The organism is Azospirillum sp. NS33, from assembly GCF_059703765.1.
In genome coordinates, this window is sequence record NZ_BAAKJB010000006.1 from 170,104 (window position 1) to 196,844 (window position 26,741).

Sequence of the window (26,741 nt, forward strand, 5' to 3'; positions counted from 1 at the left end):
CAACGGGGGGCCCGCCGGGCCGGACGCGGGCTCCCGTGCCGGACGCGGCGCGGTGACGCGCCACCTCCGCGCCCTCTGCCTCGGCGCGTGGCTCGCGGTGGCGGCCGCCGGCATCCCGGGGGCCCAGGCGGGTGGGGTGGCGACGCCCGTCGGTGACGGCACCCTCGACCTGGCGCCCGTCCTCGACGTCCTGGTCGACCCCGGCGGCGCCCTGGACCTCGACGCGGTCGCCGCGGAGCGGGGTGGCACGGCGGCGTTCCGGCCACTGAGCGAGGGCCCGCAATCCTTCGGCCAGAGCACCGGTGCCGTGTGGGGACGGGCCCGCCTCGACCTGACCGGCGTGCGCGCCGCCGAGGGCTGGCGGCTGGCGATCCAGACGCTGCTGATCGAACGCGCCGACATCTATGTCCTGGACGGCGAGGGGCGCCTGCTGATGCACGCCGCGCGCGGGCTGAGCATGGATCCCGTGCCGGCCGGCACCCTTCAGTACGCCGCCGACCTGACGCCGTTCGCCGGCCGGGCGGTGACCCTCTACCTGCGCATCCAGTCCCGCTTTACCCTGGTCATCGCCCCGGTGGTGCGCAGCGCCCTGGCGCAGGAGCGCCACGAATCCGGAATGCTGCGCATCCAGGCTCCCCTGGTCGGCTCGATCGCGAGCATGCTGTTCCTGTTCGGCGTCCATTGGCTGCTGCTGCACAACCGCCTCTACGGCTACGCCTTCGGAACGGCGCTGGGGGTGGCGATCACCGCGCTCTACGGCTCGGGGCTCAACCGCACCTACTGGCTGTCCTGGGGCGGCAACATCGACTGGTGGATCATCGAGTCCGGCGCGATCATCGGCCTGCACTGCCTGCCCCTGTTCACCGCCGCCTACCTCGGCTTCGACGACCGCCGCCCGGCGCTCTACCGCGGCCTGTGGCGGGTCGTCGTCCTGATGAGCGTCGGCAACGTGGCGACCATGCTGGTCCTGCCCTACCGCCTGATCACGGTGCTGAGCCTCAGCTTCTTCTTCGTGTCGGCGGTGTCGGTGTGGCTGATGGCGTTCCAGCGCGGCCCCGGCCGGCGCGAGCGCGGCACGCTGATCCTCGCGATGGTGCCCTTCCTCCTGCTCAACAGCCTCCACCTCGTGGCGTTCAACCGTTGGGCGCCGGCGGCCCTGCCGTGGCGCGACCTGGTCCCGCATCTCTTCAACATCGCGATGGCGACGCTGCTGCTGGGCTTCGCGCTGGCGGTGGCCGACCAGATCCGGTTCCGCCTGGCGACCCTGGTCGCGCAGCGCACCCGCCAGCTCGTTGACGCCAACCTGCGCACCGAGGAGGCCCTGGTCGCCGAGCAGACGGCGCGCCAGCGCCTGCGGCAGTTCATCCGGATGGCCGCCCACGAGTTCAAGACTCCGCTCGCGGTGATCGACGGCGCGGCGCAGGTCCTGCCGCTGCTGATCGCGCCGGTCGCGGCCGACGCGCAGCGCCGTCTCGACAACATCCGGGCCAATGTGGGCCGCCTGCTGACCCTGATCGAGGCCTGCTTCGCGGAGGACCGGCTGGACGAGGCCGGGCTGGTCCTTCACGTCGGCGCCTTCGATCCGGCGGCGCTGGTGGAGGAGGTCGCGCAGCACCACCGCCTGCTGCACGGCCGCGCCGTGCGGGTGCGCATCGTCGACCCGCCGGCCACCGTGACCGGCGACCTGGAGTTGCTGCGCATGGTGTTCAACGCCCTCGTCGACAACGCCGCGAAGTACTCACCCCCCTCGGCCGCGGTGGAGGTCGAGGTCGCCTCGGCGGCGGGCGGCCTGCGGGTCGCCGTCCGCGACCGCGGGCGCGGCGTTCCCCTGCGGGACCGGGAGAAGCTGTTCACCCGGTACTTCCGGGCCTCCAACGTGACGGCGGTGCCGGGAACCGGCCTCGGCCTCTATCTCGCCCGCTCGATCGTGACGAAGCACGGGGGGGCGCTCGCCTTCGCCGACCGCGCCGGCGGTGGCACCGAGTTCGTGGTGGAGCTTCCCGCCGACGCCGCGCCGGGCCCGCGCGTTCTCAGCCGCGCAGGCGCGCCATGTTCTCCCGATAGCGCTGCGGCCCGCCGGTGAAGGTCGCGGTGCCGGCGACCAGCACGTCGGCGCCGGCCTCGATGGCGAGGCGGGCGGTGTCGGCGTTGATGCCGCCGTCCACCTGGAGGTCGATCGGCCGGCCCAGGGCGTCGATGCGCCGGCGCAGCTCGCGGATCTTGGGCAGCTGCGAGGCGATGAAGCTCTGGCCGCCGAAGCCGGGGTTCACCGTCATGATCAGCACCAGGTCCAGCTCCTCCAGCACATGGTCGAGCGCGGCGAGCGGCGTCGCCGGGTTGAGCGAGACCCCGGCCTTGACGCCGAGGCTCTTGACCAGCTGGACGGTGCGGTGCAGGTGCGGCCCGGCCTCGGCGTGGACGGTGACGATGTCGGCGCCGGCCCTGACGAAGTCGGGCACGTAGGGGTCGACCGGGGCGATCATCAGGTGGACGTCGAAGACCCGGGCGGAATGGGGGCGCAGCGCCTTCACCACGGCCGGGCCGATGGTGATGTTGGGGACGTAATGGCCGTCCATCACGTCGATGTGGATGTAGTCCGCGCCGGCCGCGTCGATGGCGCGCACCTCCTCGCCCAGCGTGGCGAAATCGGCGGACAGGATGGACGGGGCGATCTTGATCGGTCGCATGGGTCAGGTCCTCCGGCGGGGCTCGCGGCGCACGCCGTGGCGAAAAGCCCCCCTCTCTCCCGAAAGGGAAGGGAGAGAGGGGGCAGTCAGAAGCGCCCCCACCCAGGGAGGCACCCCACGGACGCACGTCGCCGGCGCTGCCGCGCCGTCGACCCGGGAAGGCGCGCTCAGCGGACCTGAGGGTCCAGCGCGCCGGACTTGTAGCGCTTCGCCATCGCCTCCAGCGGGATCACCGTGATCCTGCTGGCGTTGCCGGCGGTGCCGAATTGCTCGTAGCGTTCCGCGCACAGGCGCTGCATGGCGGCCATGGCGGGCTTCAGGAAGGCGCGCGGATCGAACTCCGCGGGCGCCTGCGCCGCGATCTTGCGGAACTGACCGGTGATGGCCATCCGGCAGTCGGTGTCGATGTTCACCTTGCGCACGCCGAAGCGGATGCCCTCGACGATCTCCTCCACCGGCACGCCGAAGGTCTGCGGCATCGCGCCGCCGTGGTCGTTGATGAGGTCCTGCAGCTCCTGGGGGACCGAGGAGGAGCCGTGCATCACCAGATGGGTGTCGGGCAGCCGCTCGTGGATGCGGCGGACCACGTCCATGGCGAGGATGTCGCCGGTCGGCTTGCGCGAAAACTTGTAGGCCCCGTGCGAGGTCCCCATGGCGATGGCGAGCGCGTCGACCCGGGTCAGCGAGACGAACGCCGCCGCCTGGTCGGGGTCGGTCAGCAGGGCCTCGCGGTCCAGCACCCCCTCGAAGCCGTGGCCGTCCTCGGCCGCGCCATGGCCGGTCTCCAGCGAGCCGAGGCAGCCCAGCTCGCCCTCCACCGAGACGCCGACCATGTGGGCCATCTCGGTGACCCGGTGGGTGATGGTCACGTTGTGGTCGTAGCTGGCCGGCGTCTTGGCGTCGGGCAGCAGGGATCCGTCCATCATCACCGAGGTGAACCCGTTGGTGACGGCGCTGAGGCAGGTGTCGATGTCGTTGCCGTGATCCTGGTGCAGGCACACGGGGATCTCCGGGAACATCTCCACGGCCCCCTCGACCAGCTTGCGCAGCATGCGGTCACCGGCGTAGCCGCGCGCCCCGCGGCTGGCCTGGAGGATGACCGGGCTGTCCGTCGCCCGCGCCGCCGCCATGATCGCCAGAACCTGCTCCATGTTGTTGACGTTGAAGGCGGGGACGCCGTAGCCGTGCTCGGCGGCGTGGTCGAGGAGCTGGCGCAGGGTGATGAGGGCCATGGTCGCGTGTCTCCCTGTGTTCTTTCTTGGGTGTCAGAGCCGGACGCGGACGGCGTCGGCCACCGCCTCGGCGGTGATGCCGAAGTGCCGGTAGAGCTGGTCGGCCGGGGCCGAGGCGCCGAAGCCGGTCATGCCGATGACCGCGCCGTCCTCGCCGACCCAGCGCTCCCAGCCGAAGGTGGCCAGCGCCTCCACCGCCACCCGGACGGTGCCGGGGCCCAGCACCGCGCGGCGGTGCTCGGCGGGCTGGCTGGCGAAGCGCTCCCAGCTCGGCATGGAGACCACGGCCGTCGGCACGCCGTCGGCCTGCAGGGCGGCGCGGGCCTGGCAGGCGATCTCAACCTCGGAGCCCGTCGCCAGCACGGTGGCACGGCGCGGGCCGCCCTCGGCCTCGGCCAGCACGTAGGCGCCGCGGGCCGAGAGGTTCTCGTCGGTGTGGGTGGTGCGCAGGGTCGCCAAGCCCTGGCGCGACAGGGCCAGCACGCTGGGCCCCGTGGTGGTCTCCAGGGCGAGCTGCCAGCACTCCGCCGTCTCCACCGCGTCGGCCGGGCGGAAGACCTGCAGGTTCGGGGTGGCGCGGAGCATGGCGAGGTGCTCGACCGGCTGGTGGGTGGGCCCGTCCTCGCCCAGGCCGATGCTGTCATGGGTGAGGACGTAGACCACGCGGAGCCCCATCAGCGCCGACATGCGGATCGCGTTGCGCATGTAGTCGCTGAACACCAGGAAGGTGCCGCCGTAGGGGATCAGCCCGCCATGCAGGGCCATCCCGTTCATGGCCGCCGCCATGGCGAACTCGCGGATGCCGTAGTGGATGTGGCGTCCGGCGAAGTCGTCCGCGGTCACCGGCAGGGTGGCCCGGGTGCGGGTCAGGTTGGAATGGGTGAGGTCGGCGGAGCCGCCCACCAGTTCGGGGATGGCCACGGTCAGCGCCTCCAGCACGTCCTGGGACGCCTTGCGGGTGGCGACCTTGGGCGCCGCGGCGCTGGTGCGCGCCTTGAAGGCGCTGACCGCGCCCTGCCAGCCCTCGGGCAGCCGCCCGGCGGTGGTGCGCGCGAAGGCCTCGCGCCGCGCCGGGTCGAGGCGGGCCAGCCGGTCCGCCCAGGCGGCGCGGTCGGCGGCGCCGCGCCGGCCGGCGGCCCGCCAGGCCTCCAGCACCGGAGCCGGCACCACGAAGGGCGGGTGCGGCCAGTTCAGGGAGGCGCGGGCACCGGCCGTCTCCTCGGGTCCGAGCGGCGCCCCGTGCACCTTCTCCGTCGCCGCTTTGGTGGGCGCGCCGTAGCCGATCACGGTCCGGCAGGCGATCAGGGTCGGCCGGTCGGCGCCCCGCACCGCGGCGATGGCGGCGGCCACCGCGGCGGCGTCGTGGCCGTCCACCCGCGCCGTGTTCCAGCCCGCCGCCGTGAAGCGCATCACCTGGTCGTCGGACGTGGCGACCGAGGTGGCGCCGTCGATGGTGATGCCGTTGTCGTCCCACAGCAGCACCAGCTTGCCCAGCCGCAGATGGCCGGCGAGGGTGATCGCCTCCTGGCTCAACCCCTCCATCAGGCACCCGTCGCCGGCGATCACGTAGGTGTGGTGGTCGACCACGCCGGCGCCGAAGCGCGCCTGCATCATGCGCTCGGCCAGGGCCATGCCGACGGCGTTGGCCAGGCCCTGGCCGAGCGGGCCGGTGGTCGTCTCGACGCCCTGGGTGTGGCCGTGTTCCGGATGCCCGGGGGTCCGGCTGCCGAGCTGGCGAAAGGCCCGGAGGTCGTCGAGCCCCATGTCGGCGTAGCCGGTGAGATGGGTCAGGGCGTAGAGCAGCATGGACCCGTGCCCCGCCGAGAGGACGAAGCGGTCGCGGTCGGGCCAGGCCGGGTCCGCCGGATCGAAGCGCAGGAACCGGGTGAACAGCACGGTGGCGACGTCGGCCATCCCCATCGGCAGGCCGGGGTGCCCGGAGGCCGCCGTCTCGATGGCGTCGACGGCGAGGAACCGCACGGCGTTCGCCATCTCGGCGTGACCCGGCGGCGCGGGGTCGCGGGTGGCCGGGGCGGTGGCGGTCAGGGTGGTGTCCATGGCGGCTCCTTTCCAGGTCAGAGGGCGTGGACGCCCATGGCGGCCTTGACCACGTGGTAGGCGACGAGCAGTTGGGCGATGCCCAGGGGGGCGCTGGTCGTCGTGCGGTTTCCGGCGTCGGTGAACTCGCCGATGCTCTGGCGCAGGTGCCGCGCCTCGGGCAGCAGACGCCACAGCAGGTCCTCGACCCGGCATGCCCGCTGCGGGTCGATGGTCCCGGCGATCTCCAGCACGTCCACAGGCTTGCCGTCGGCGTCCCGGCACAGCTCCAGGTGGACCCCGCCGCTGTGGGCGGATTCCAGCAGCGGCGTCAGATCGGGATGGGGCAGGGTCGGCCGCAGCGCGTGGCGGACGTTGAGGCCGGCGCCGGATTCCTCGGGCCGCTCCTCGGGCGGGTGGAACCCGATGACGATGTCGGCGAAGGCGCGCTGCGGGTGGATGAAGGCCTCGCTGTCCGCCCGTCGCCGCTCCAGCGAGGCCAGCACCTCCGGCCGGGTGTAACCACGCCGCTCGGTGTCGCGGGCCACCTTCCAGCGCACGCGCAGGTCCTCGTCCGGCTCCAGGTAGACCTTCACGTCGTAGCACTCGCGCAGCGCCCGGGTGGTGAAGCCGAGCAGCCCTTCGACGATGATGAGCGACCGGGGCTCGAGGTATTCCGGCCGGACCAGCTCTCCGGTGTGGTGGTCGTAGACCGGCTTCAGCACCGGCTGGCCCTGGCGCAGCAGCTTCAGGTGCTGCTCGAGGATGTCGATGTGGTTCGCGGCGGGGTCGAGGGCGGAGACGTCGCGCGCGGCCCGTTCGCGCCGGGAGAAGCGGTGATAGTCGTCGCAGCCGAGGATGGTCACCCGCTCCTCGCCGAGGATCTTGACGATGCCCGACGCCAGCGTCGTCTTGCCGGACGCGCTGTCGCCGACGATGCCGAGGATGACGATGTCCTTGACCCGGTTGATCGGCATGCCGCCGTCCTTCCTGTCGCGAAACCCCCCACCCCCGGGGCGGGGGGCGGGGGTCGAGTCGGGGGCACGGCACCGGACGCGCCGGTCCGTCACGCCTGGCCCGCGGTGCCGTCGGGGCGGGCCTTGCATGAGGACGAGCGTAGGGGAGGGGCGGTCGGCGCGGAACGCCCGGCGGGGCAGGGGGTGGAACTCTCTGGGGTGGGCGAAAGCCTAGCCGCTCGGGCGGGCGGCCGGGGTCACGGCGGCGCCAGGGCGATGCCGAGGCGGCGGGCCTCCAGCATGAAGGCGCGGGTCATCTGGACGATGTCGGTGCGCCAGTAGAGCTGTTCCAGCGGGTCGTCCAGGAAATCGGGCGGCAGCGAGGCGTAGCAGTAGGTTTCCACCACGCGGCGGTCGCGCCGCCACGGGTCGAGCCCGTCGCGCCAGCCGGTCATCCAGCCGGCGTGGCCGGCCCCGATGGCCCAGCGCTCGAAGTGGGGCGCCAGGGTCCGGCTGTCGACCGGCCCGCCCGACGGCACCTGGTAGAGCGCCACGAAGCGGCGGACGTTGAGCTGGAGGCTCATCACCAGCGCCTCGTCGAAGGCGCGCACCCGATAGATGCAGTCGGACGTCCCGGGGACGTGGCTGAACGCCACCTCGGCGCGGCACAGCGCCTCCCGCGGCTGCGCCGCCGGGGCGTCGGACAAGGGCGGCGAGTCCGCGTCGACGCCGCGCAGGGCGGCCACCATGTCCTCGGTCAGGAAGGCGCTGATGCGCCGCTCGGCTTCCTCGATGCTCATGCGGGTCATGGGATCACCTCCGGCCCCGTCAACGGCCCGGGCCGGGGAAAGTTCACCCCGCCCCGGCCCGCCCCGGCCCGCCCCGGCCCGGCCGTCAGGGGCGCCCGGCCTCGGCGCGCAGGGCGGCGGCCAGAGCGGCGGCGAGGCGGCCGCCGTCGCACAGGGGGCCGGCCGCCATCCGCCCGCGCAAGCTCGTCCGGAGCCGGGCCAGGCGGTCGGGCGCCGCCGCCCATGCGGCGGCCAGTTCGACGTACTCGGCCGCGTCCCGGGCGACGCAGCCCTCCAGACCGAGGACGGAGAGGAAGGCCAGGGAATGGCGGCTGGAGAAGGTCTCGCCCGGCAGGGTGACCACCGGGACCCCCATCCACAACGTCTCCAGGGTGGTCGTGGAGCCGGCGAAGGGAAACGGGTCGAGGGCCACGTCGACCCGGTTGCACCAGGCCATGTGCTCCAGGCTGGTGGTGGCGCCGACCAGGGTGAGGCGGGCCGGATCGACCCCGGCGGTGGCAAAGCGCCCGCGCACCGTCTCGGCGGTGACCGGGCAGGACAGCGCCTTGGTCTTGAGGACGAGGCGGGCCCCGGGCACCCGGGTGAGCAGGGCGGCCCAGGCGGCGATCACCGCCGGCCCCATCTTGGTCAGGATGTTGAAGGCGCCGAAGGTGACGTGGCCGGCGGCCACGCAGGGCGGCGGCCCCGGCTCCTCGGCGGCCGCGGGCGGGTCGTAGGCGATGAAGGCATCGGGCATGCGCAGCACCCGCTCGCTGTAGAACGCCTCCGCGCCCTCGGGCACGTGGAAGCGGTCGGCGACCAGGGCGTCCATCGCCGCCAGCCCGGTGGTCGCCATGTAGCCGGCCCACGCCACCTGGAGCGGCGCGGCGCGGCGGGCGAAGACGCCGAGGCGGCCGCGCGCGTTGTGGCCGGCAAGGTCGATCAGGACGTCGACACGGTCGGCGCGGATGCGCTCGGCCAGCGCCGCGTCGGGCAGGGCGGCGACGTCGCGCCAGCGCGCCGCCACGGCGCGGTAGCGGGCGGTGATGTCGTCGGCCTCGCGCTGGTTGGCGTAGAGGGCGAGGCGGACGCCGTGGTCCGGCAGCGCCTCCACCGCGCGCACGGCGAACAGGCCGGCGGGGTGGCGGCGGAGATCGCCGGACAGGATGCCGACCACCAGCGGCCCTGCCCCGTCCTGGCGCCGCCGGGCCGGGGCGGGCCGGGCGGCCGGCGGCACGGCGTGGGCGCGGTCCCAGGCGCGGTGCGCGTCCAGCACCCGCTCCAGGGTCACCCCCTCGCGGAACAGGTCGAGGTAGGCGAGGTTGGAGCTCACCCCGGCCAGCTCCGGCCGCACCGCCAGCGCGCGGCGGTAGCCCCGCTCGGCCGCGTCCAGCGCCCCCTGGCCCTGCCGCACGAAGGCCAGGTTCGACCAGGCCTCCGCCAGGTCGGGCCGCAGTGCGGCGGCGGCGGCGTAGGCGGCGGCGGCGGCGGCGAGGCGGTTGCCCGCCTGCAGCGCGTCGCCGAGGCGCACCCGGGCCTCCGCCAGGGCCGGCTGGAGGAGGGCGGCGCGGCGGGCCACCGGGACGGCGCTCGCCGCCGGCTCCACGGCGGCGAGGTTGGCCCACCCGCTGGCATGGTCCGGCTTCAGGGCCAGGGCCTGGCGCAGGGCGTCCGCCGCCGCGCCGGGCGCGCCGCGGGCCAGCCGCCTGGCGGCGAGGTTCACCCGCGCTTCGACGAACCCGGGGTCGGCGGAGAGCGCGGCCCGGTAGGCCGCCTCGGCGTCGTCGTGGCGGTCCAGCGCGGTCAGGGCGTTGCCCAGGTTGAACTGGGCCTTGGCGTAGCCGGGGCGCAGGCGCACCGCGCGGCGGAAGGCCTCCACCGCCTCGCCGTGCCGGCCGAGCGTGTCGAGCGCGTTGCCCAGATTGAACAGCGCCTGGGGGAAGTCGCGCCGGAGGGTGACGGCACGACGGTGCGCCGCCACCGCCTCCCCGGTCCGGCCCAGCGCCGACAGGGCGCTGCCAAGGTTGTCGTGGTACTCCGCGACCGCGCGGTCGAGGGCGATCGCTGCGGCGATGTGCTCGGCGGCGGCGGCGGGCTGCCCGGCCTGGAGATGGGCGACGCCCAGCAGGTGGCGGGCGTCGGCGTGGCCGGGCACGGCGTCCAGCACGGCGCGGTACAGGGCCTCCGCCTCGCCCAGGCGGCCCGCCCGGTGGTGCGCCAAGGCGGCGGCCATCGCCTCCTGCACCGTCGCCATGGCGCTACGCCGGCGCCGTGCGGAAGGTGACGCGGCCGCTCAGCCGGTCACCGGGCGGAAGCGGCCGCACCCCGCCGTCGGACTCCTGCGGGCGGTTGAGGGCGTCGGTCATGTGGGTGACCGGCTCGACACAGACGTAATCCTCGCCGCGCGGCGCGTAGATCACGAGATGGCCGAACGGCCCCTCGGCCTCGATCATGAGGCGCCGCGCCAGCCCCGGCCAGTCGAGGTGGGCCACCCCGTCCCAGCCGGTGAACCCGTTGTCGAGGACGCAGGCGTCCATCGCGACACCCTCGGCGAAGCGCCAGTCCCGCGGCACCGGCACGCGCTCCCGCGGCAGCAGGGTGGCGTCGCACAGCCACACCCCGTCCACCGTGGCGGTCAGGACGGTGCCCGGGGGCTTCGGCAGGTAGGGGTGCAGCCCGAACCCCGCCGGCATCGGGTCGTCGCCCTCGTTCGTCAACTCCAGGGCGATGACCAGCCGGTCGTCCCCCAGGGTGAAGGTCTGGACCGCGGTGTAGGGCCAGGGCCATGCGTCGGCGCGGTGGCGGTAGACCAGGCGCAGATGGTCGGCGCCGCACTCCTCCACCGTCCAGGGCGCCAGCCAGGCGTGGCCGTGGATGGGGTGGAGGCAGCCCGCGTTCCGTGGCAGGGCGACGCTGCGCCCGCCGAACGCGAAGCGGCCGTCGGCGACCCGGTTGGAGAAGGGGACGAGGGGAAAACACGCGAGGTCGGTCGCCCCCGCCGTGGCCAGCGCCGCGTCCGCCGTCGGGCGCAGCAACGCCAGCGGTCCGTCGGCGGCGTGCAGGGTGAGGCGGGCCACCGACCCGCCCACGGCTGGGACGACGACCGCTTCCAGGTCGCCGTGGCGAAGCACGACCGTGTCGGGGCGTTCGGGCATGGCGCTCGCGCGGCAGTCGGCGAAGGGCGGTCCGGTCCACGGCAACGGGGAGTTTCCGCGGGCGGTGTCGGGCCGGTATCGCACAGCGGCATCGGGATTGGAAGGGCGGGCTCGCCGTTTTTCCACGGTCCGGCCGGGCGTGCCGGCCTGGAAAAAGGCGTTGTTCTTCGGGACCGTGCGGCGTCTATATACGAAGGGTTTACCGCCACCCCGGACAATCCGCCGCATTCCCTGTGCGCAGGGCGGCGTGTCTTCCGGCCGGACGTGGCGGGACGGCGGAACCACGGGGTGCGCATCCGCGATATGGAGCCGATGTCACACGCACGCAAGCCGGCCGGCGGCCCGGCGCCGACGACCGTCGGCACGGTCGATGAGGCGGCGATCTGCCAGACCCTGGCCGACTTCCACGGCCCGGCCGGGCGCATCGTGCTGGGCACCGTGCTGCGCGGCTATTTCGACACCAACGTCCTCACGCCGACCGAGGCGATCCACCTCCTCAAGCGCTTCAAGGCGCTGCTGGAGCAGGGCCAGCTGGTGGAGAACGCCGCGGCCAAGGTGTCGATCGTCCAGGCGCGCACCCCGGGTCACGACCAGCGTTCGCGCCGCATGGCCATCCAGAACGCCATCACCGAGACCCACGCCAAGGCGCGGGCCGCCCAGATCGCCTTCGCCGACCTGCCGCCCGCCCGCCCCCCGGTCGAGACGCTGCTGGCCCTGCCGGAGGGCAAGACCCCGACCGGCGATCCCGACTACGACATCCGCGTCGCGCTGGCCATGGAACTGCAGGACCAGCGGTCCTGGCCCGACAAGCTGGACCGCCTGCTGCACTTCCTGCAATGGGAGCGCGACGTCCGCCTCGCCGCCGCGGTGGACGGGGTGGTCGCCGACGTTCTGTGCACCAACGCCGCCGTGCAGGAGCTGTTCGGCGGCGCCACCCTGATGCCGGGCGCGCTGGCCGCGCGCCTGTGCGAGCTGGTGCTGGGGCGAACCGCCAGCGGGTCGGCCCTGGGGCCGGACCGGGCCGGCGTGCTGAACGCGCTGTTCCGCCAGGGCAAGCTGCCCGAGGCGCGCGCCGCGGCACTCGACCGCGTGCGCCGGGTGCTGCGGTCGCCGCAGCCCCTGGGCCGCGGCCAGCCGGCGGAAGAGGCGGAGCTCTTGAAGCCGCTGCTCGAGCTGCTGGTGACGCGCACCGCGGTGGAGGGCGGCGGGGCGATGGCGGAGGCCCTGACCGCCCGCTACTCCCGCCGGCTGGAGCAGGGCGGCGCCAGCGCCTTCCGCCGGTCCATCACCGGCATCGGCGAGAGCCTCAGCGACCTGTTCCGCCGGGTTCAGTACTTCTGCGCCATCTCCAGGGTCACCGCGGCCGAGCGCCACGCCGGGGAGATCGTCGACGCCCTCGACGCCGCGCTGGGCAACGAGATTCTGGTGGAGAACCTGGTCCTGCAGACGCCCGAGGTGGGCGCCATCCTCGAGGGCATCGCGGCGGGGGCGGAGGCGATCGCCGGGTCGGGCCTGCCGGCGGAGACCCGGCCGCGCATTGCGGGGCGGCTGGCCTTCGCCGTCGACGACTTCGTCCAACGGGGACGCCTGCTGCACCGCCTGCGCCAGGCCGAGCCGGTGCTGCGCCGGCGCATCCTACGCCTGGCCGAACTGGCGGTGTCCGGGCTGGTGCGCGAGGACGGCGCGTTGCCGGTGCTGCGCCACCACATCCTGGAAATCGTCAAGCAGCCGCAGTTCCAGGCCGATCTGGTGGCCCAGCAGGGCAACGAGGTGGCCCAGGCCGAGGTGCGCCGCCTCTACGACCTTCTCGACCGGCTGCACCAGCGCCCGGCCGGTGGCCCGCCGCGGCCCGCCGCCCCCGCCCCCGCCCCCGCCCCCGTCGTCCGTCCGGCCCGGCCCGAGGGGCCGACCGCCCAGACCGCGCCGGCACCCCTCACCCGGGCGCCCGCGGCGATGGCGGCGACCGTCGCGGCGACCGTGGCGGCACCCCTGACGGCACCCCTGACGATCGCCGCGCCGCTGCCGCAACGGCCGCCGGCCGCCACGCCGCCGCTGGAGGGCCGGTGCCCCGCGTGCTTCGCCGCCAAGGCCGCGCGGGACGCCTGCCCGGCCTGCGGCTATCCCGCCGCCAGCGAGAACCGGCCCGGCATCCACCTGATGCCGGGGACGCTGCTGCACGGCCGCTACCGGGTCGGCCGCATCCTCGGGCAGGGCGGGTTCGGCGCCACCTATCTCGGCTGGGACGACCGGCTGCACGTCACCGTGGCGGTCAAGGAGTACTATCCGGCCAACCTGATCTCCCGGGTGCCCGGCAGCTTCGACCTGGTGCCCTTTTCCGACGAGCACGCCAGGGGCTTCACCGCCGGCCTCGGCAAGTTCCTGGAGGAGGCGCGGCTGCTGGCCCGCCTGCGCGACGTCAAGGAGATCGTCGGGGTCCAGGATTTCTTCGAGGAGAACACCACCGCCTACCTGGTGATGGAGCTGCTGGACGGCCGGACCATGAAGCGGTTCATCGCCGAATCCGGCGGCAAGGTGGACCACCGCCGGGCGCTGTCGCTGATGTCGCCGATCATGCGGGCGTTGCAGGCGGTCCACGACCAGGGGCTGGTGCACCGCGACATCAGCCCGGACAACATCTTCCTGACCACGGCCGGGGAGCGCAAGCTGCTGGATTTCGGGGCGGCCCGCCACGCCGCCGGCACCGCCGCCAACCTGACGGTGATCCTCAAGCCCGGCTACGCCCCGCCGGAGCAGTATTCCCAGGAGGGGCACCAGGGGCCGTGGACCGATGTCTACGCGCTGTGCGCGACCATGTACTGCGCGGTGGTCGGCCGGCCGCCGCCCGACGCCACGGCCCGCTTCATGTCGGACAAGGTGCCCCGCCCCTCCGAGCTCGTGCCCGGCGTCCCGGCCGCCTTCGAGAAGGTGCTGATGAGCGGGCTCGCCATGCGCTGGCAGGAACGGCCGCAGTCCATGCGCACCCTGTCCAAGGCGTTCGGCGCCGGGCTGGCGGAGAAGGCCTGACCCGCCAGCCCGGCGCTGCGTGACGCGGGGCGGCTCACAGCCGCAGCGCGTCCTCGGCCGGCCGGTAGGGCAGGTTCTGCGCCTCGGCGACCGCCTTGCAGGTGATGGCGCCGTGATGGACGTTCAGCCCGGCGCGCAGGTGCGGATCCTGGGCCAGGGCGGTCCGGTAGCCGTTGTCGGCCAGCGCCAGCGCGAAGGGCAGGGTGGCGTTGTTCAGGGCGAAGGTGGAGGTGCGGGCGACACCGCCGGGCATGTTGGCCACGCAGTAGTGGACCACGCCGTCGACCACATAGGTGGGGTCGGCGTGGGTGGTGGGGTGCGAGGTCTCGAAACAGCCGCCCTGGTCGATGGCGACGTCGACCACCACGGCGCCCCGCCTCATGCGGCTGACCATGTCGCGGGTGACCAGCTTGGGCGCCGCCGCGCCGGGCAGGAGGACCGCGCCGATCACCAGGTCGGCGTCCAGCACGTGCTCCTCGATCGCGTCGACGGTCGAGTAGATGGTCTGCAGCTTGGCGCCGAACTGGAGGTCGAGCTCCTTGAGACGGCCCAGCGAGCGGTCGACGACGATGACCTTGGCCTCCAGCCCCATCGCCATGCGGGCGGAGTTGGTGCCGACCACACCGCCGCCCAGCACCACGACCTTGGCGGCGACGACCCCGGGGACGCCGCCCAACAGGACGCCGCGGCCGCCCTGCGCCTTCTCCAGGCAATGGGCGCCGGCCTGGACCGCCATCCGCCCGGCGACCTCGCTCATCGGCGCCAGAAGGGGCAGCCCGCCGAAGCGGTCGGTGACCGTCTCGTAGGCGATGGCGACGGCACCGGACTCCCGCAGGAGGGTGGTCTGCTCCGCGTCGGGGGCGAGATGGAGGTAGGTGAACAGCACCTGTCCCTCGCGCAGCATCCGGCATTCGGCCGGCTGCGGCTCCTTGACCTTCACGACCATGTCGGCGCGGGCGAACACGGCCGCGGCGTCGCCGACGATCTCCGCCCCGGCGGCGGCGTACTGCGCGTCCTCCAGCCCGATCTCCACGCCGGCGCCGGTCTCGACCGCCACACCGTGGCCGTGCAGAACCAGTTCCCGGACCGAGGCCGGCGTCAGCCCGACGCGGTACTCGTGGTTCTTGATCTCCTTGGGCACGCCGACAAGCATCGAAACACCTCCGCTGTGTTGAGCCCGGTCCACCGCTCACCCGCCAACGGACCCGTGGAGGCGAGGCGTCGTCTCTTAAGGGGTGCCACGACAGAGAACTTCGTCATTTCGGGGTATCCAATGTGCGCCGCGCAACAATGACGCACTGCAATGGTCGCGAGGGTGTCTGTCGTGATACACATCGGGCGGGCGAGCAAAAGACCCGCCGGCCGCCCGAACCCATCGGGGGGACGTCCACGACCGACGGTAACACGAACCGGGAGTACGTACCATGGCAGACAAGGACACGCAAACCGTTCAAGACACAGCCGGTGCGGCGGCGAAAGCCGCCGAGCGCACGGCCACCGCCACGACCCGCCGCGCCGCCGACGCGGCGTCCGCGGGCATGCGGGTGGGCGCCGACACCGCGGAACGGGCCACCGAGCAGTTCCGCCGGATCTTCGGTTTGGCCGCCGAGGGCGACGAGGCCGCCGCCGAGCAGGCGCAGGCCAACCTGGAGACCATCGCCCAGTGCAACCGCGTGCTGTTCGACGGCGTGCAGGCGGTCTGGCGGGAGTGGCTGGGCCTGGCCCAGGACACCGTGCACCGCCGCATGGAGGGAGTCGACGCCCTCATGAAGTGCCGCTCGCTGCCCGATCTCTACGCGGCCCAGAGCGAGATGATGAAGGACGAGGTGCAGATGATCCTCAGCCGGGGGGTGCGGATGTCGACCCTTTCGGCGCAGGTCGCGGGCGACGCCATGCGCCGCATCGACGAGCGGAACACGTCCGCCGCCCGCGACGCCGGCGCCACGGCCTGACCCTCCCTGCCGGGCGACCCGCCTATTCCGGGACCAGCCACGTCACCGCCGCGCCGCCGCCCGTCGTCGGCAGCGCGGCGTGCAGGGCCGGAAGCGCCTCGGCCATGGTGCCGGCCAGCGTCCAGGGCGGGTTGACGACGGCCATGCCGCAGCCGTTGAGACGCAGATGCGTGTCCTCGGGGTGCACGGTGAGTTCCAGCAGCAGGATGCGGGGGACGCCCGAGGCCTCCAGCGCGTCGTGGAAGCGCCACACCGCCGGGCGCTCCTTGATCGGGTACCACACCGCGTAGGTGCCGGTGGCCCAACGCCGGTGCGCCGCCGCCAGCCCGGCGGCGAGCCGGGCGAACTCGTCCGGCGTCTCGAACGGCGGGTCGACGAGCACCACGCCGCGCCGCTCGCGCGGCGGGACCTGCGCCTTGAGGGCGGCGTAGGCGTCCATGTGGAGCACCGACGTCCGGGAGTCGCCGGCGAACTCGCCGCGCAAGGCCGCCACGTCCTCGGGATGCAGTTCCACCGCCACCAGCCGGTCCTGCGGCCGCATCATGCCCCGGGCGAGGCGCGGCGAGCCGGGGTACCAGCGCAGCACCCCGTCGGGGTTGAGGGCGCGCACCGCGTCCAGATAGGGCGCCAGGGCGGGGTGGGGCGGGTCGCCGGCGAACAGGCGGGCGATGCCGTCGCCGTGCTCGCCGGTGCGCTGCGCCTGGCCGCCGGCGAGGTCGTAGCGGCCGGTGCCGGCGTGGGTGTCGACGACGCAGAACGGCGCCGGCTTGGTCCGCAGGTGGGTGAGGATCGCCGCCAGCACGGCGTGCTTCATGACGTCGGCGAAATTCCCGGCGTGAAAGGCGTGACGGTAGTTCATGAGCCGCGGTGTAGCGCAGACGACCGCCGCCCGTCACCCGGTATCGGCAGGGCGGTCCTTCCGGTATCGGCAGGGCCGCCCATCCGGCACCGGCCGGACCGTCAGTTGATGGCGGCGACCTGGCTGTTGCGGAAGGTGCGGCGGGTCTTCGGCGCGATCACCGGGCTGGTGCCACCGTCGCACGACGGCGATTCCAGCAGGCGCGCGCTCGTCTCGTCGAGCGCCTTGAGGTTGTTCCACACCTTGCAGACGTAGGCCTCGGCGCGGCGCAGCGACGCCCCGTTGTAGCGGGCGACGGCGGAGCGCCAGCTCCCGAACTCGCCGTGCAGGCGGACCAGAAGCTGGCCGGCGAACCACACATTGTCGCGGGGGTCGACGATTCGCTCCAGCGGTTTGAACTTGCTGCGGTGGGCCTGCAGCGAGATCTGCATGCAGCCGACATAGACGTTGTCGCGCAGGCGGCCCTTGGTGTCGCGCAGATGGCGGGCCGCATCCTCGCGGTCGTCGGCGAACACCGGGCGCCCGTTCACGCTCATGGCGAAGGGCTGGGGGGAGCCCCCCATGCCGCTTTCGACCAGGGCGATGGAGACCAGGAGGCCGGACGGGATGTTCAGCTCGCGCTCCGCCTCGATGGCGTGGGACACGCAGCCGTCCTGGGCTGCGGCGGACGGCGATGCGTCGAGCGGCACCATGGCCATGCCGAGGGCGAGGGCCGCAAGCCCTCCGAGCGTCCTGCGCACGCGTCGCATCCGACCACGCATCGTTCCGGTCCTCCCGTCTGTCCCGCCCGCCCGCGGGGACCGTGCCGCCGTCGGCACGGATTTGACTCCCGGCCGCCGAGTCTCTTACGGCGACCGCCTCCTACCCTGATGTCCACCCGGCCGATCCGGGAGACGGCGGATCATTTTCCGAAATTTGTTCCGACGTCAACTCAATTGCGGCACGGAAATACCACAGTCGGTGATGCCGATGATCCGGACGCGTGCGCAAAACCTTTGCCATAAGACTTCCGAAAAATCCTGCAATCCATTGGCAGGGTACGGGTTTTCCGGAACGATCACGGGTGTCGCCGGTGCCGCCCCGGCCCCGCGCCGTGGCGGGGGAGGCAGGGTGCCGCACCGGGCTCGCGGCCGGGCTTGCTTTTTCCCCGGGAGTGGTGGATCAGTCCACCCTTCCATTCGTCTTCGGACTTGCGACACGGTGTCCCCAGGACCTTCGCTCTATGACCCCGATGAGATCGCGTCGCCTGGCGACGCCGCCGGGGTCGCCGCGCTCGTCGCCCATCTCGAAACCGGCTTCCAGACTCTCTACGGCGGCGATGCCGGCGGGGCGGTGGTGGCGTTCCACGCCGCCCTGACCCTGGATGCCGACAACGCCGACGCCCACGGCGGCCTTGCCGAGGCGCTCGCCGCCGCCGGCCGGGCCGGCGAGGCGGCCGTCGCCTTCGCCGCGGCGCTGGCGCGCGACCCCGACCGCTGGGCCTGGCGGCTGGGCCGGGCCGCGGCCCTGGCCGAGGCGGGCGCCGCCGACGCCGCGGTCGAGGTCTACACCCGGCTGGCCGGCGAGCGGCCCGACGCCGCCGCGGTGCGCTGCGGCCTCGCGCGTGCGCTGGTGCGCGCCGGGCGCACCGGCGAGGCCATGGAGGAGTACCGCGAGGCGCTGTTCCTGCGCCCCGACGACGTCGAGACCGCCATCGAACTGGGCGCGCTGCAGGTCGCCGCCGGCGAGGCGGTGGCCGCCCTGGAGCTGCTGCAGCCGCTGCACCGGCGCCACCCCGAGGACCCCCGGCTGCTGCTGGAGATCGGCCGGGCCTGGATCGACCTGCGCGAGGTCGACAAGGCGCTGGGCGCGCTCCGCCGGGCGAGCGCGCTCGACCGTGACGACCGCTTCGGCGCCGCCACCCTGGTCGCCGGCCTGGAGTCCGGGGCCTTGTCCGATCTGACGCCGGCCTACGTGCGCGCTCTGTTCGACCGCTACGCCGACCGCTTCGACGGCGAGCTGGTCGGACGGCTGGGCTACCGCGGGCCGGCGGTTCTGCGCGGGGTGGTGGAGCGGGTCTGCGGCGGTCCGGCCGCCGCGCTGCGGGTGCTCGACCTCGGCTGCGGCACCGGCCTGGCCGGGATGGAGCTGCGCCCCTTCGCGTCGTGGCTGGCCGGCGTCGATCTCGCGCCGCGCATGGTCGCCAAGGCGGCGGCCCGCGGCGTCTACGACGAGGTGCAGGTGTGCGACATCGCCGCGGCGATGTGGGCCACCCCCGGCGCCTGGGATCTGGTGACCGCCGCGGACGTGCTGGTCTATGTGGGCGACCTCGCCCCGGTGTTCGCCGCCGCGGCCGCGGCGCTGACGCCCGGCGGCCGCTTCGCCGCCACCGCCGAGCGGCTGGAGGAGGACACCACCGGCGCCGGCTTCGCGCTCGGCCCGGCGCGGCGCTACGCCCATCACCGCGGGCATGTCGCGGCGGCGGCGGCGGCCGCCGGCCTCGCGCTCGTTCTTATCGAGCCGTGCACGCCGCGGCACGAGAAACAGGCGCCGGTGGCGGGCTGGGTGTTCGTGCTGGCGAAGCCGCCCGTGGCGGAGGCGTCGTCGGACCCTACATCCAAGGGATAGCCATCGCCATTCCGGGGAGACGCCGATGACCGCCCTCGACCCCTTCGACCCGCAGGCGGAGCCGCGCGCCGCCCTCGCCCGGGCCTACCGGATGCCGGAGGCGGCGGCGGTGGACGCGCTGCTGGCGCGGGCCGAGCTGGCCGACGACCAGCGGCGGCGGGTGGACGGCGAGGCGTCGCGGCTGGTCGAGGGGGTGCGGCGGGCGCGCACCAGCTTCGGCATGATCGATGCCTTCCTCCAGGAGTTCGGGCTGTCGACCCGCGAGGGCGTGGCGCTGATGTGCCTGGCCGAGGCGCTGTTGCGCATTCCCGACGCTGAGACGGCCGACGCCCTGATCCGTGACAAGGTCGCCGACGCCGATTGGCAACGCCATGTCGGCCAGGCCGACAATCCCTTCGTCAACGCCTCGACCTGGGCGCTGATGCTGACGGGTCGGGTGATCCGCCTGGACGAGGCGACCGATGGCAAGCCGTCGACCCTGCTGAACCGCCTCGTCGCCAAGGCCGGGGAGCCGGTGATCCGCCAGGCCATGACCCGGGCCATGCGCATCCTCGGCCGCCAGTTCGTCATGGGACGCACGATCGCCGAGGCCCTCGACCGCGCCCGCGAGCAGGAACGCCAAGGCTACCGTCACTCCTACGACATGCTGGGGGAGGCGGCGCGCACCGCCGCCGACGCCCGCCGCTACTTCGACACCTACGCCGAGGCGATCGCCGCGCTCGGCCGGGCGCGCGGCGGGCGCGACCTGATCGACGGCCCCACCATCTCGGTCAAGCTGTCGGCGCTCCACCCCCGCTACGAGGAGGCCCAGCGCGACCGCGCGGTGCCGGCGGTGCTGGAGCAGCTGCGCGCCCTGTGCGCCACGGCGCGCGACGCCGGTGTCGGGCTCACGGTGGACGCCGAGGAGGCGGACCGCCTGATGCTGCAGCTCGACCTGGTCGAGGCGGTGGCCGCGGCGCCGGAGCTCGCCGGCTGGGACGGCCTGGGCCTCGCCGTCCAGGCCTACCAGAAGCGCGGCTATGCCGCCGTCGGCTGGGCCGCCGACGCGGCCCGGCGGACCGGGCGCCGGCTGCAGGTCCGTCTGGTCAAGGGCGCCTACTGGGACACCGAGGTCAAGCGCGCCCAGGAGCGCGGGCTGGACGACTACCCCGTGTTCACCCGCAAGACCAACACGGATGTGGCCTACCTTGCCTGCGCCCGGCGCCTGCTGGAGCTGCGCGGCTGCCTCTACCCGATGTTCGCGACCCACAACGCCCACACGGTGGCGGCGGTGCTGACCATGGCGGGCGACCGGCAGGGGTTCGAGTTCCAGCGCCTGCACGGCATGGGCGAGCCGCTCTACCACCAGATCGTGGCGCCGGGCGCGGACGGCCTGGCGTGCCGGGTGTACGCCCCGGTCGGCAGCCACGAGGACCTGCTGGCCTATCTGGTCCGCCGGCTGCTGGAGAACGGTGCGAACTCGTCCTTCGTCAACCGCATCCAGAACGACCGGGTGCCGGTGTCGGCCATCGTCGCCGACCCGGTGGCCCGGGCGGCGGCGGCCCACCCGAAGCGCCACCCCCGCATCCCGCTGCCGGGGGAGCTGTTCGGGGCGGAGCGCAGCAACTCGGCCGGTCTGGACCTGTCGGACCCGCTGCAGACGGAGCCGCTGCTGGACGGGATGGCGGCGGCGTGGGAGCGGGGCTGGCGGGCGGCGCCCCTGGTCGCCGGCGAGGCGATGGCCGGCGAGGAGCGCCCGGTGCGCGACCCCGCCGACCGCCGCCGCACCGTCGGAACCGTGGTCGAGGCCGGCGCGCGGGCGGTCGAGGACGCGCTGGCCGCCGCCGCCGCCGCCGCCCGCGGCTGGGCGGACACCCCGGCCGAGCGCCGCGCCGCCTGCCTCGACCGGGCCGCCGACCTGATGGAGCGCGCGCGCGTCGACCTGATGGCGCTGTGCGTGCGCGAGGCCGGCAAGACCATCCCCGACGCCTTGGCCGAGGTGCGCGAGGCCGTCGATTTCTGCCGCTATTACGCCGCCCGGGCGCGGGCCGACTTCGCCCTGCCGCGGCCGCTGCCCGGTCCGACGGGGGAGACCAACCAGATCTCGCTGCACGGGCGCGGCGTCTTCGCCTGCATCAGCCCCTGGAACTTCCCGCTGGCCATCTTCACCGGCCAGGTGGCGGCGGCGCTGGCCGCGGGCAACGCGGTGGTCGCCAAACCCGCCGAGCAGACGCCGCTGATTGCCGCCCGCGCCGCGGCCATCCTGCTCGAGGCCGGTGTTCCGCCGGCGGTGCTGCACCTGCTGCCGGGCGGTGGCCGGGTCGGGGCCGCCCTGGTCTGCGACCGCCGGGTCGGCGGCGTCGCCTTCACGGGGTCGACCGAGACGGCGCGTGCCATCAACCTGGCGCTCGCCCAGCGGCCCGGCCCGATCGTTCCACTGATCGCCGAGACGGGTGGGCAGAACGTGCTGATCGCCGACAGCTCGGCGCTGTCCGAGCAGCTGGTCGACGACGTCGTGATGAGCGCCTTCCGCTCGACCGGGCAGCGGTGCTCGGCCCTGCGCGTCCTGTTCCTGCCCCAGGGGGTGGCCGGCGACCGCGTCCTGGCGATGCTGGAGGGGGCCGCGCAGGAACTGAGGGTTGGCGACCCGGGGCGGCTCGCCACCGACGTCGGCCCGGTGATCGACGAGGACGCCCGCGCCGGCCTCCAACGCCACGCCGAGCGCATGGCCGCGCAGGCGCGGCCCCTGTTCGAGGTGGCGATGGGCGGGGAGGGCGCCCACGGCACCTTCTTTGCGCCGCGGGCCTATGAGATCGCCGGTCTCCACGCCCTCGAGCGCGAGGTGTTCGGACCGATCCTGCACGTCGTCCGCTACCGGCCGGATCGCCTGGACGCGGTTCTCGACTCGATCGAGGCCACGGGATACGGCCTGACGCTCGGCGTGCACAGCCGGATCGAGGCGACGATCCGCCGCGTCCACGGCCGGCTGGGTGTCGGCAACACCTACGTCAACCGCAACATGGTCGGCGCGGTCGTCGGGGTCCAGCCCTTCGGTGGCGAGGGTCTGTCGGGGACCGGGCCGAAGGCCGGCGGCCCGCACTACCTGCTGCGGTTCGCGACAGAGCGGACGCTGACGGTCAACACCACGGCCGCCGGTGGCAACACCACGCTGGTGTCGCTGTCGGACGACGCCGAGGGGTGATGCGTCCGCCCGGCGCGGCCGACCGCCGCCCGACCGACCGCTGCCCGCCCGCCCGACCGCCGCCGGGGCGGCATCAGCCGCTCCGGGTTCGTCGGCGCAGGACGTCCAGCATGCGGTCCGGCACCGGCTCATCCAGCACGGGATCGTACAGACGGTGGAGTTCCTGCACGTGCTGACGATGCAGCGCCAGCAACGCCTTGGCGTCTGCGTCGCCTTCGACGCGTGCTTCGAACTCCTGGCGCTCCTGCTCGCTGAGGGCGCCGTCGAGATAAGCGTTGATGTGGCTCATGGTCACGCGCTTCATGTCCATCGATCCCGGAGCGTCTCCAAGCCTTCTGCCACACCGGCGTTTCGGTCGGCGACCCGTCCGGCACTATAATCCAAGTCGGGAAGGGTGGGGAGGTCCCCTACCCCCTCTTATGTCGTGCCCTTGCATAACGGCCGGACATCGGTGCGGTTCCGCCCAATCGACAACCGGCCATCATTTCCCGCGCCACCGTTGCAGATCTCGTTTCTGCCGATGCAACAACCGCTTGCCGGCCGTTGTTCCGGACCGGCGGCGCGGCCGCCCGCCGCGGCGAACCATTCGTATTCAATGGTTAACGAGCGCGGGCGCACGCGGCTCTCACGCGGCCATCAGGGTGTTCAGCCGTTCGCGCGCGCGGCACAGGCGGGACCGGATGGTGCCGATCGAGACGTTGAGCTTTTCCGCCGCCTCCTGGTAGGGGCGGCCCTCGATGGCGACCAGCTTGACGACCTTGCGCTGGCTCGGCGTCAGCGACCCGAACGCGCGGTCCACGTCGCGGAACACCAAACGGGCCAACTGGGACGCTTCCACCGACATGGCGCCATCCCACAGCTCCACCTTGGTGACGTGCTTGTCGCGCTGCAGGTTGTTGAAGTGGAGATTCTTCAGCATCGTCGTCAGCCATGCCTGCATGTTGGTCCCGGGCTCGAACCGGTGGGACCGCGACAGGGCGCGGGCAAGGCAATCCTGGGTGAGGTCTTCGGCGGCGGCCGCGTCGCGGGTCAGCTTGCACGCGTAGCGCTGGAGATTGGGCATGCAGCGGATCAGTTCGGCCTCGAACGAGTACGCCATGGTGTTCTCTTTCCTCCGCGGTTCCCTCGTGGCGGCGGCGGCTCATGGAGTGGCCCCGCGCGCCGGTGCTCGGGGACGCCGGCCCCGTCGCCGGCCGGAGATGGCCGGACGGTTGGCGTCCTCGGGTGTGTCTGGTGTCGTGGTGTCCCTAGCGGACCGGCCTCGGCGGGTCGGCACCGAACATGGGATCGTCGTCTGGCATCGGTCGTCTCCCCGTTCCGTCAGGAGGCGAGCACCCGGCCCGTGTCAACGTCCGGAATGCTCCCGTTCGAAGTGACGTCGTGGGGGTCATAACGCAGGGTGCCGGACGTTGTTCCACGGCGGCCGATGCCGGTCTCTGACGTCCGGCCGGGTCAGGCGTATTACGGCCTAGGTCGAGCCGGCGGCGGCCCCGGGGATCAGCGGTTCTCCAGGCGGCGCAGGAATTCACGCATGAGGATGAGATAGAGCTCGTCCTTCAGGCGGGCGTCCTCGACGCCGAGGTCGAGGGAAGGGTTGTCGTTGATCTCGATGACGTGGACGCCGCGGTCGTTCTGCTTGAGGTCCACGCCGTAGAGGCCGTCGCCGATCAGCCCGGCGGCGGTGACCGCCGCCGCGATGACCTCGCGCGGCGCCTCCTCGACCAGCATGGTGCGGGCGGCGCCGGTCTCGGCACGGCCGTTCTGGCCGTGCTTGACGATCTGCCAGTGCTTGCGCGCCATCAGGTACTGGCAGACGTAGATGGGCTGCCGGTTGAGCACGCCGACCCGCCAGTCGAACTCGGTGTACATGAACTCCTGGGCGAGGATCAGGTCGGATTCCTCGAACAGCCCGTCCGCGGTCGCCTCCAGCTCGCTGCGGCTCTTCACCTTGTAGATGCCGCGGGAGAAGGAGCCGTCGGGGATCTTCAGGACCACCGGATAGGGGATCTCGCGCTCGACTCCGGCCAGCCCGCGCTTGTCGAGGATCATCGTCTTGGGCGCGGCGATTCGGTTCGCCCGCAGCAGCTCGGCCAGGTAGACCTTGTTGGTGCATTTGAGGATCGAATTCGGGTCGTCGATGACCGGCATGCCCTCCGCCTCCGCTTTCTTGGCGAAGCGGTAGGTGTGGTTGTCGAGCGCCGTGCCCTCGCGGATGAACAGGGCGTCGTACTCGGCGAGCCGCAGGAAATCCTTCTTTTCGATCAGTTCGACCTCGATGCCCAGGCTCTCCCCGGCCTTGACGAACTTCTGCAGGGCGCGCGGGCCGGAGGGCGGGAGCGCCTCCTTGGGGTTGTGGAGGATGGCGAGCGACCAGCGCGGCGCCGCCCGCGCCGCCGGCTCGCGCCAGGAACTGCGCGTGTAGGCGTCGAGCGCCGCCTCGAACAGGGGCCTCTGGTCCGGCTTCAGGTCGTCCAGCGACAGCGGTGCCACCGAATGGACGATCCACCCGTCCTTGAGACGCACCTGCACCTTGAGGATGGGGCAGCGGAACAGATCGAAGACCTGGCGGGCGATGTCCTGGAACCGGCGGTCGTCTGCGCGCCCGAAGACGACATGGAGGTTGAACGAGGTCTCCGGAGGGTCGGCCAGCCGCTTGATCTTGTGGCGCAGCGCCTCCTCGACCTCCGTCAGCATGGCGCGGTAGAGGGTGCGTTGGCTGAGGTCGAGGATGGTCTTGACCGCGGGGATCACCCGGTCGCCACGCGCCTCGGCCAGCAGGGAGCAATAATACCCGGTGCCGAGATACTCGTGGCTGCGGCTGAGGTTGATGACCCGCGGGTCGCGCACCTTGGCCGGCAGGGCGTTGGCGACGTAGTCCCGGGCGCGGACCACGTGCAGGTTCGGCTTCGACCACGTGAACGACGAGAGGCGGTCGACGATGACGAGGTAACCGGGCATCAGGTCCCCGACGGGTGTGGGCTGGGACGGGTGTGGAGCAGCAGGGTCGCCTTCAGTTGCGCCTTGCCGTAGCGCGCCATCCGCTCGAAGTCCAGCTTGGGGATGGGCATGGCCATGCGGTCGAACTCGCCGTGGTGGCGGTCGTCGATCAGCGGGTCGTGGACGTAGAGGAACCGGTCGTCGGCCCCCGCCACCACCACCCAGTGCGGGAACTTCTCGCGGTAGATCCGGTAGCTGCTGATCAGCACGATCGGGACGGCGCCGGCGTGGACGGCACGCGCCATGTCGTCGGCCGACAGCGACCGCCGGTGCACGGCGATGTCGGTGTCCGCCAGTTCGTCCAGGAAATCGTCGTGCACGACCCGCATCACCTCCTTCTTCCCGGCGTCGCGGACGCTGTCGAGAAAGGGCACATCCTCGTCCTTGACGTAGATCTCGACGGCGAAGCCGCGCCGCCAGGCCGACAGGGCCAGGCCGTAGGGGCCGCAGCCGCCGTGGCCCGACGTCATGAAGACGGTGGTGGCCTCGCGCCAGATCCGCACCTCGAGGCGGCGCGACAGCTCCAGCGGCGGGGCCAGCGCCTTCATCGCCATCATCAGCGAGGCGGCGCCGCAGGTGAAGTCGGTGGTCTGCCGGTAGTAGGGGACGGGATGGGGGCCGAGCGGCGCCCCGCCGGCGCTGCCCAGGCGCTTTTCCAGGCGCAGCGCCTCCATGTGGTCTTCGTAGTAGTCGGTGTAGATGCCGAAGCTGCGATAGCCCGCCGTCGTGTAGAGCGCGATGGCGGCGGCATTGTCGCGGCGCACCTCCAGGCGTACATATATGCATTCATGGCCCCGCGCCTCCTGCTCCGCCGCGCGGAGCAGGCGCTGGCCGACACCCCGGCCGCGGAACGCCGGGTCGACGGCGAACGAGTAGAGCCGGGCGAGCAGGGTGCCGGCATGAAACAGCACGATCGCATAGCCGGCGATCACCCCGTCGTCGACCGCAACCAGGGTGGCGGCGTTGGCGCGAGTCAGCAGGTGATGAAAGCTGCGGCGGCTCAGGCGGTCGGTGACGAAGCACCGCTGCTCCACGCCCAGCAGGGCGGGGATGTCCGGCACGGCGCCGCGGCGCAGGGTCAGGGACGTGGCGGGTGCGGGCAGGGCGTCGATGGGGTCGGCCATGGTGCCATCATACGCGCCTCGCCGGTCCGTGAAAGTGGAACGGCGGGCCGCCGGCGCAAGGTCACGGCCGGCGGGGAGCCGGCGTGGCAGCGATGGCGCACCCGCGGCAAAGGCGCGCGGTGGACGGGACGGCCGACTGTAC

At 73.1% G+C, this 26,741-nt stretch carries 19 protein-coding genes; 5 read left to right on the top strand and 14 right to left on the bottom strand.

The features are described 5' to 3' along the window. Positions 1 to 52 precede the first annotated feature (52 nt). Positions 53 to 2,083 carry a sensor histidine kinase gene (locus tag AC6H2I_RS08220; RefSeq protein ID WP_497500107.1) on the top strand — a complete coding sequence of 677 codons (2,031 nt, stop codon included), beginning with the start codon at positions 53 to 55 and terminating at the stop codon, positions 2,081 to 2,083. On the opposite strand, the gene rpe is transcribed toward AC6H2I_RS08220, so the two are convergent. From rpe to AC6H2I_RS08255, 7 genes are all read right to left on the bottom strand, one after another. Beyond that, positions 2,031 to 2,687, bottom strand: coding sequence for a ribulose-phosphate 3-epimerase (gene rpe / locus AC6H2I_RS08225; protein WP_497500108.1), 657 nt, complete (start codon positions 2,685 to 2,687; stop codon positions 2,031 to 2,033). The genes AC6H2I_RS08220 and rpe overlap by 53 nt on opposite strands. Positions 2,688 to 2,854: 167 nt before the next feature. After that, positions 2,855 to 3,919 (bottom strand): class II fructose-bisphosphate aldolase, encoded by a 1,065-nt coding sequence (gene fba, locus AC6H2I_RS08230; RefSeq protein ID WP_497500109.1) that lies wholly within the window; start codon positions 3,917 to 3,919, stop codon positions 2,855 to 2,857. A 33-nt stretch (positions 3,920 to 3,952) separates the two neighbouring features. After that, positions 3,953 to 5,977, bottom strand: coding sequence for a transketolase (gene tkt, locus AC6H2I_RS08235; RefSeq protein WP_497500110.1), 2,025 nt, complete (start codon positions 5,975 to 5,977; stop codon positions 3,953 to 3,955). Between the two features lie 17 nt (positions 5,978 to 5,994). Beyond that, the gene (locus AC6H2I_RS08240) at positions 5,995 to 6,933 is read right to left on the bottom strand and encodes a phosphoribulokinase (protein WP_497500111.1); all 939 of its coding nucleotides are present in this window, start codon (positions 6,931 to 6,933) and stop codon (positions 5,995 to 5,997) included. Between the two features lie 236 nt (positions 6,934 to 7,169). Continuing rightward, on the bottom strand, positions 7,170 to 7,721 hold the full coding sequence (locus AC6H2I_RS08245) for a hypothetical protein (protein WP_497500112.1): 552 nt from the start codon (positions 7,719 to 7,721) through the stop codon (positions 7,170 to 7,172). 85 nt (positions 7,722 to 7,806) lie between these two features. After that, complete coding sequence (locus AC6H2I_RS08250; protein ID WP_497500113.1) at positions 7,807 to 9,954, bottom strand: O-linked N-acetylglucosamine transferase, SPINDLY family protein; 2,148 nt, start codon at positions 9,952 to 9,954, stop codon at positions 7,807 to 7,809. A 4-nt stretch (positions 9,955 to 9,958) separates the two neighbouring features. After that, positions 9,959 to 10,855, bottom strand: a complete 897-nt coding sequence (locus AC6H2I_RS08255; RefSeq protein WP_497500114.1) for an aldose 1-epimerase — start codon at positions 10,853 to 10,855, stop codon at positions 9,959 to 9,961. Positions 10,856 to 11,167: 312 nt separating this feature from the next. On the opposite strand from AC6H2I_RS08255, the gene AC6H2I_RS08260 reads away from it, so the two are divergent. Further along, on the top strand, positions 11,168 to 13,879 hold the full coding sequence (locus AC6H2I_RS08260) for a serine/threonine-protein kinase (RefSeq protein WP_497500115.1): 2,712 nt from the start codon (positions 11,168 to 11,170) through the stop codon (positions 13,877 to 13,879). 34 nt (positions 13,880 to 13,913) lie between these two features. Here the strand turns inward: AC6H2I_RS08260 and ald are convergent, their stop codons facing one another. Beyond that, positions 13,914 to 15,032 (bottom strand): alanine dehydrogenase, encoded by a 1,119-nt coding sequence (gene ald / locus AC6H2I_RS08265; protein WP_497500116.1) that lies wholly within the window; start codon positions 15,030 to 15,032, stop codon positions 13,914 to 13,916. A 271-nt stretch (positions 15,033 to 15,303) separates the two neighbouring features. On the opposite strand from ald, the gene AC6H2I_RS08270 reads away from it, so the two are divergent. Continuing rightward, the gene (locus AC6H2I_RS08270; protein WP_497500117.1) at positions 15,304 to 15,831 is read left to right on the top strand and encodes a phasin family protein; all 528 of its coding nucleotides are present in this window, start codon (positions 15,304 to 15,306) and stop codon (positions 15,829 to 15,831) included. A gap of 22 nt (positions 15,832 to 15,853) precedes the next feature. Here AC6H2I_RS08270 and AC6H2I_RS08275 read toward each other — a convergent pair whose 3' ends face one another. Continuing rightward, positions 15,854 to 16,690, bottom strand: coding sequence for a 23S rRNA (adenine(2030)-N(6))-methyltransferase RlmJ (locus tag AC6H2I_RS08275; RefSeq protein WP_497500118.1), 837 nt, complete (start codon positions 16,688 to 16,690; stop codon positions 15,854 to 15,856). 101 nt (positions 16,691 to 16,791) lie between these two features. Further along, positions 16,792 to 17,439, bottom strand: a complete 648-nt coding sequence (locus AC6H2I_RS08280) for a transglycosylase SLT domain-containing protein (protein ID WP_497500119.1) — start codon at positions 17,437 to 17,439, stop codon at positions 16,792 to 16,794. Between the two features lie 451 nt (positions 17,440 to 17,890). Here AC6H2I_RS08280 and AC6H2I_RS08285 point away from each other — a divergent pair, with 451 nt between their 5' ends. Continuing rightward, the gene (locus AC6H2I_RS08285) at positions 17,891 to 19,297 is read left to right on the top strand and encodes a tetratricopeptide repeat protein (protein WP_497500120.1); all 1,407 of its coding nucleotides are present in this window, start codon (positions 17,891 to 17,893) and stop codon (positions 19,295 to 19,297) included. 25 nt (positions 19,298 to 19,322) lie between these two features. Next, positions 19,323 to 22,478, top strand: a complete 3,156-nt coding sequence (putA, locus tag AC6H2I_RS08290) for a bifunctional proline dehydrogenase/L-glutamate gamma-semialdehyde dehydrogenase PutA (protein ID WP_497500121.1) — start codon at positions 19,323 to 19,325, stop codon at positions 22,476 to 22,478. Between the two features lie 73 nt (positions 22,479 to 22,551). On the opposite strand, the gene AC6H2I_RS08295 is transcribed toward putA, so the two are convergent. The 4 genes from AC6H2I_RS08295 to AC6H2I_RS08310 form a co-directional block, all read right to left on the bottom strand. Continuing rightward, on the bottom strand, positions 22,552 to 22,782 hold the full coding sequence (locus tag AC6H2I_RS08295) for an anti-sigma factor family protein (protein WP_497500122.1): 231 nt from the start codon (positions 22,780 to 22,782) through the stop codon (positions 22,552 to 22,554). A gap of 321 nt (positions 22,783 to 23,103) precedes the next feature. Further along, positions 23,104 to 23,577, bottom strand: a complete 474-nt coding sequence (locus AC6H2I_RS08300) for a sigma-70 family RNA polymerase sigma factor (RefSeq protein WP_497500123.1) — start codon at positions 23,575 to 23,577, stop codon at positions 23,104 to 23,106. A 398-nt stretch (positions 23,578 to 23,975) separates the two neighbouring features. Next, positions 23,976 to 25,436 carry a RimK family ATP-grasp domain-containing protein gene (locus tag AC6H2I_RS08305; RefSeq protein ID WP_497500124.1) on the bottom strand — a complete coding sequence of 487 codons (1,461 nt, stop codon included), beginning with the start codon at positions 25,434 to 25,436 and terminating at the stop codon, positions 23,976 to 23,978. Further along, positions 25,436 to 26,599, bottom strand: a complete 1,164-nt coding sequence (locus tag AC6H2I_RS08310) for a peptidase C39 family protein (RefSeq protein WP_497500125.1) — start codon at positions 26,597 to 26,599, stop codon at positions 25,436 to 25,438. Before AC6H2I_RS08310 ends, AC6H2I_RS08305 begins: the two co-directional genes overlap by 1 nt. Between the last annotated feature and the right edge of the window lie 142 nt (positions 26,600 to 26,741).

Bases quoted from the DNA above. Each gene is read 5' to 3' on its own strand.
- rpe (WP_497500108.1), bottom strand. From the start codon at position 2,687: ATGCGACCGATCAAGATCGCCCCGTCCATCCTGTCCGCCGATTTCGCC.
- fba (WP_497500109.1), bottom strand. From the start codon at position 3,919: ATGGCCCTCATCACCCTGCGCCAGCTCCTCGACCACGCCGCCGAGCAC.
- tkt (WP_497500110.1), bottom strand. From the start codon at position 5,977: ATGGACACCACCCTGACCGCCACCGCCCCGGCCACCCGCGACCCCGCG.
- AC6H2I_RS08240 (WP_497500111.1), bottom strand. From the start codon at position 6,933: ATGCCGATCAACCGGGTCAAGGACATCGTCATCCTCGGCATCGTCGGC.
- AC6H2I_RS08245 (WP_497500112.1), bottom strand. From the start codon at position 7,721: ATGACCCGCATGAGCATCGAGGAAGCCGAGCGGCGCATCAGCGCCTTC.
- AC6H2I_RS08250 (WP_497500113.1), bottom strand. From the start codon at position 9,954: ATGGCGACGGTGCAGGAGGCGATGGCCGCCGCCTTGGCGCACCACCGG.
- AC6H2I_RS08255 (WP_497500114.1), bottom strand. From the start codon at position 10,855: ATGCCCGAACGCCCCGACACGGTCGTGCTTCGCCACGGCGACCTGGAA.
- AC6H2I_RS08260 (WP_497500115.1), top strand. From the start codon at position 11,168: ATGTCACACGCACGCAAGCCGGCCGGCGGCCCGGCGCCGACGACCGTC.
- ald (WP_497500116.1), bottom strand. From the start codon at position 15,032: ATGCTTGTCGGCGTGCCCAAGGAGATCAAGAACCACGAGTACCGCGTC.
- AC6H2I_RS08270 (WP_497500117.1), top strand. From the start codon at position 15,304: ATGGCAGACAAGGACACGCAAACCGTTCAAGACACAGCCGGTGCGGCG.
- AC6H2I_RS08275 (WP_497500118.1), bottom strand. From the start codon at position 16,690: ATGAACTACCGTCACGCCTTTCACGCCGGGAATTTCGCCGACGTCATG.
- AC6H2I_RS08280 (WP_497500119.1), bottom strand. From the start codon at position 17,439: ATGCGACGCGTGCGCAGGACGCTCGGAGGGCTTGCGGCCCTCGCCCTC.
- putA (WP_497500121.1), top strand. From the start codon at position 19,323: ATGACCGCCCTCGACCCCTTCGACCCGCAGGCGGAGCCGCGCGCCGCC.
- AC6H2I_RS08295 (WP_497500122.1), bottom strand. From the start codon at position 22,782: ATGAAGCGCGTGACCATGAGCCACATCAACGCTTATCTCGACGGCGCC.
- AC6H2I_RS08300 (WP_497500123.1), bottom strand. From the start codon at position 23,577: ATGGCGTACTCGTTCGAGGCCGAACTGATCCGCTGCATGCCCAATCTC.
- AC6H2I_RS08305 (WP_497500124.1), bottom strand. From the start codon at position 25,436: ATGCCCGGTTACCTCGTCATCGTCGACCGCCTCTCGTCGTTCACGTGG.
- AC6H2I_RS08310 (WP_497500125.1), bottom strand. From the start codon at position 26,599: ATGGCCGACCCCATCGACGCCCTGCCCGCACCCGCCACGTCCCTGACC.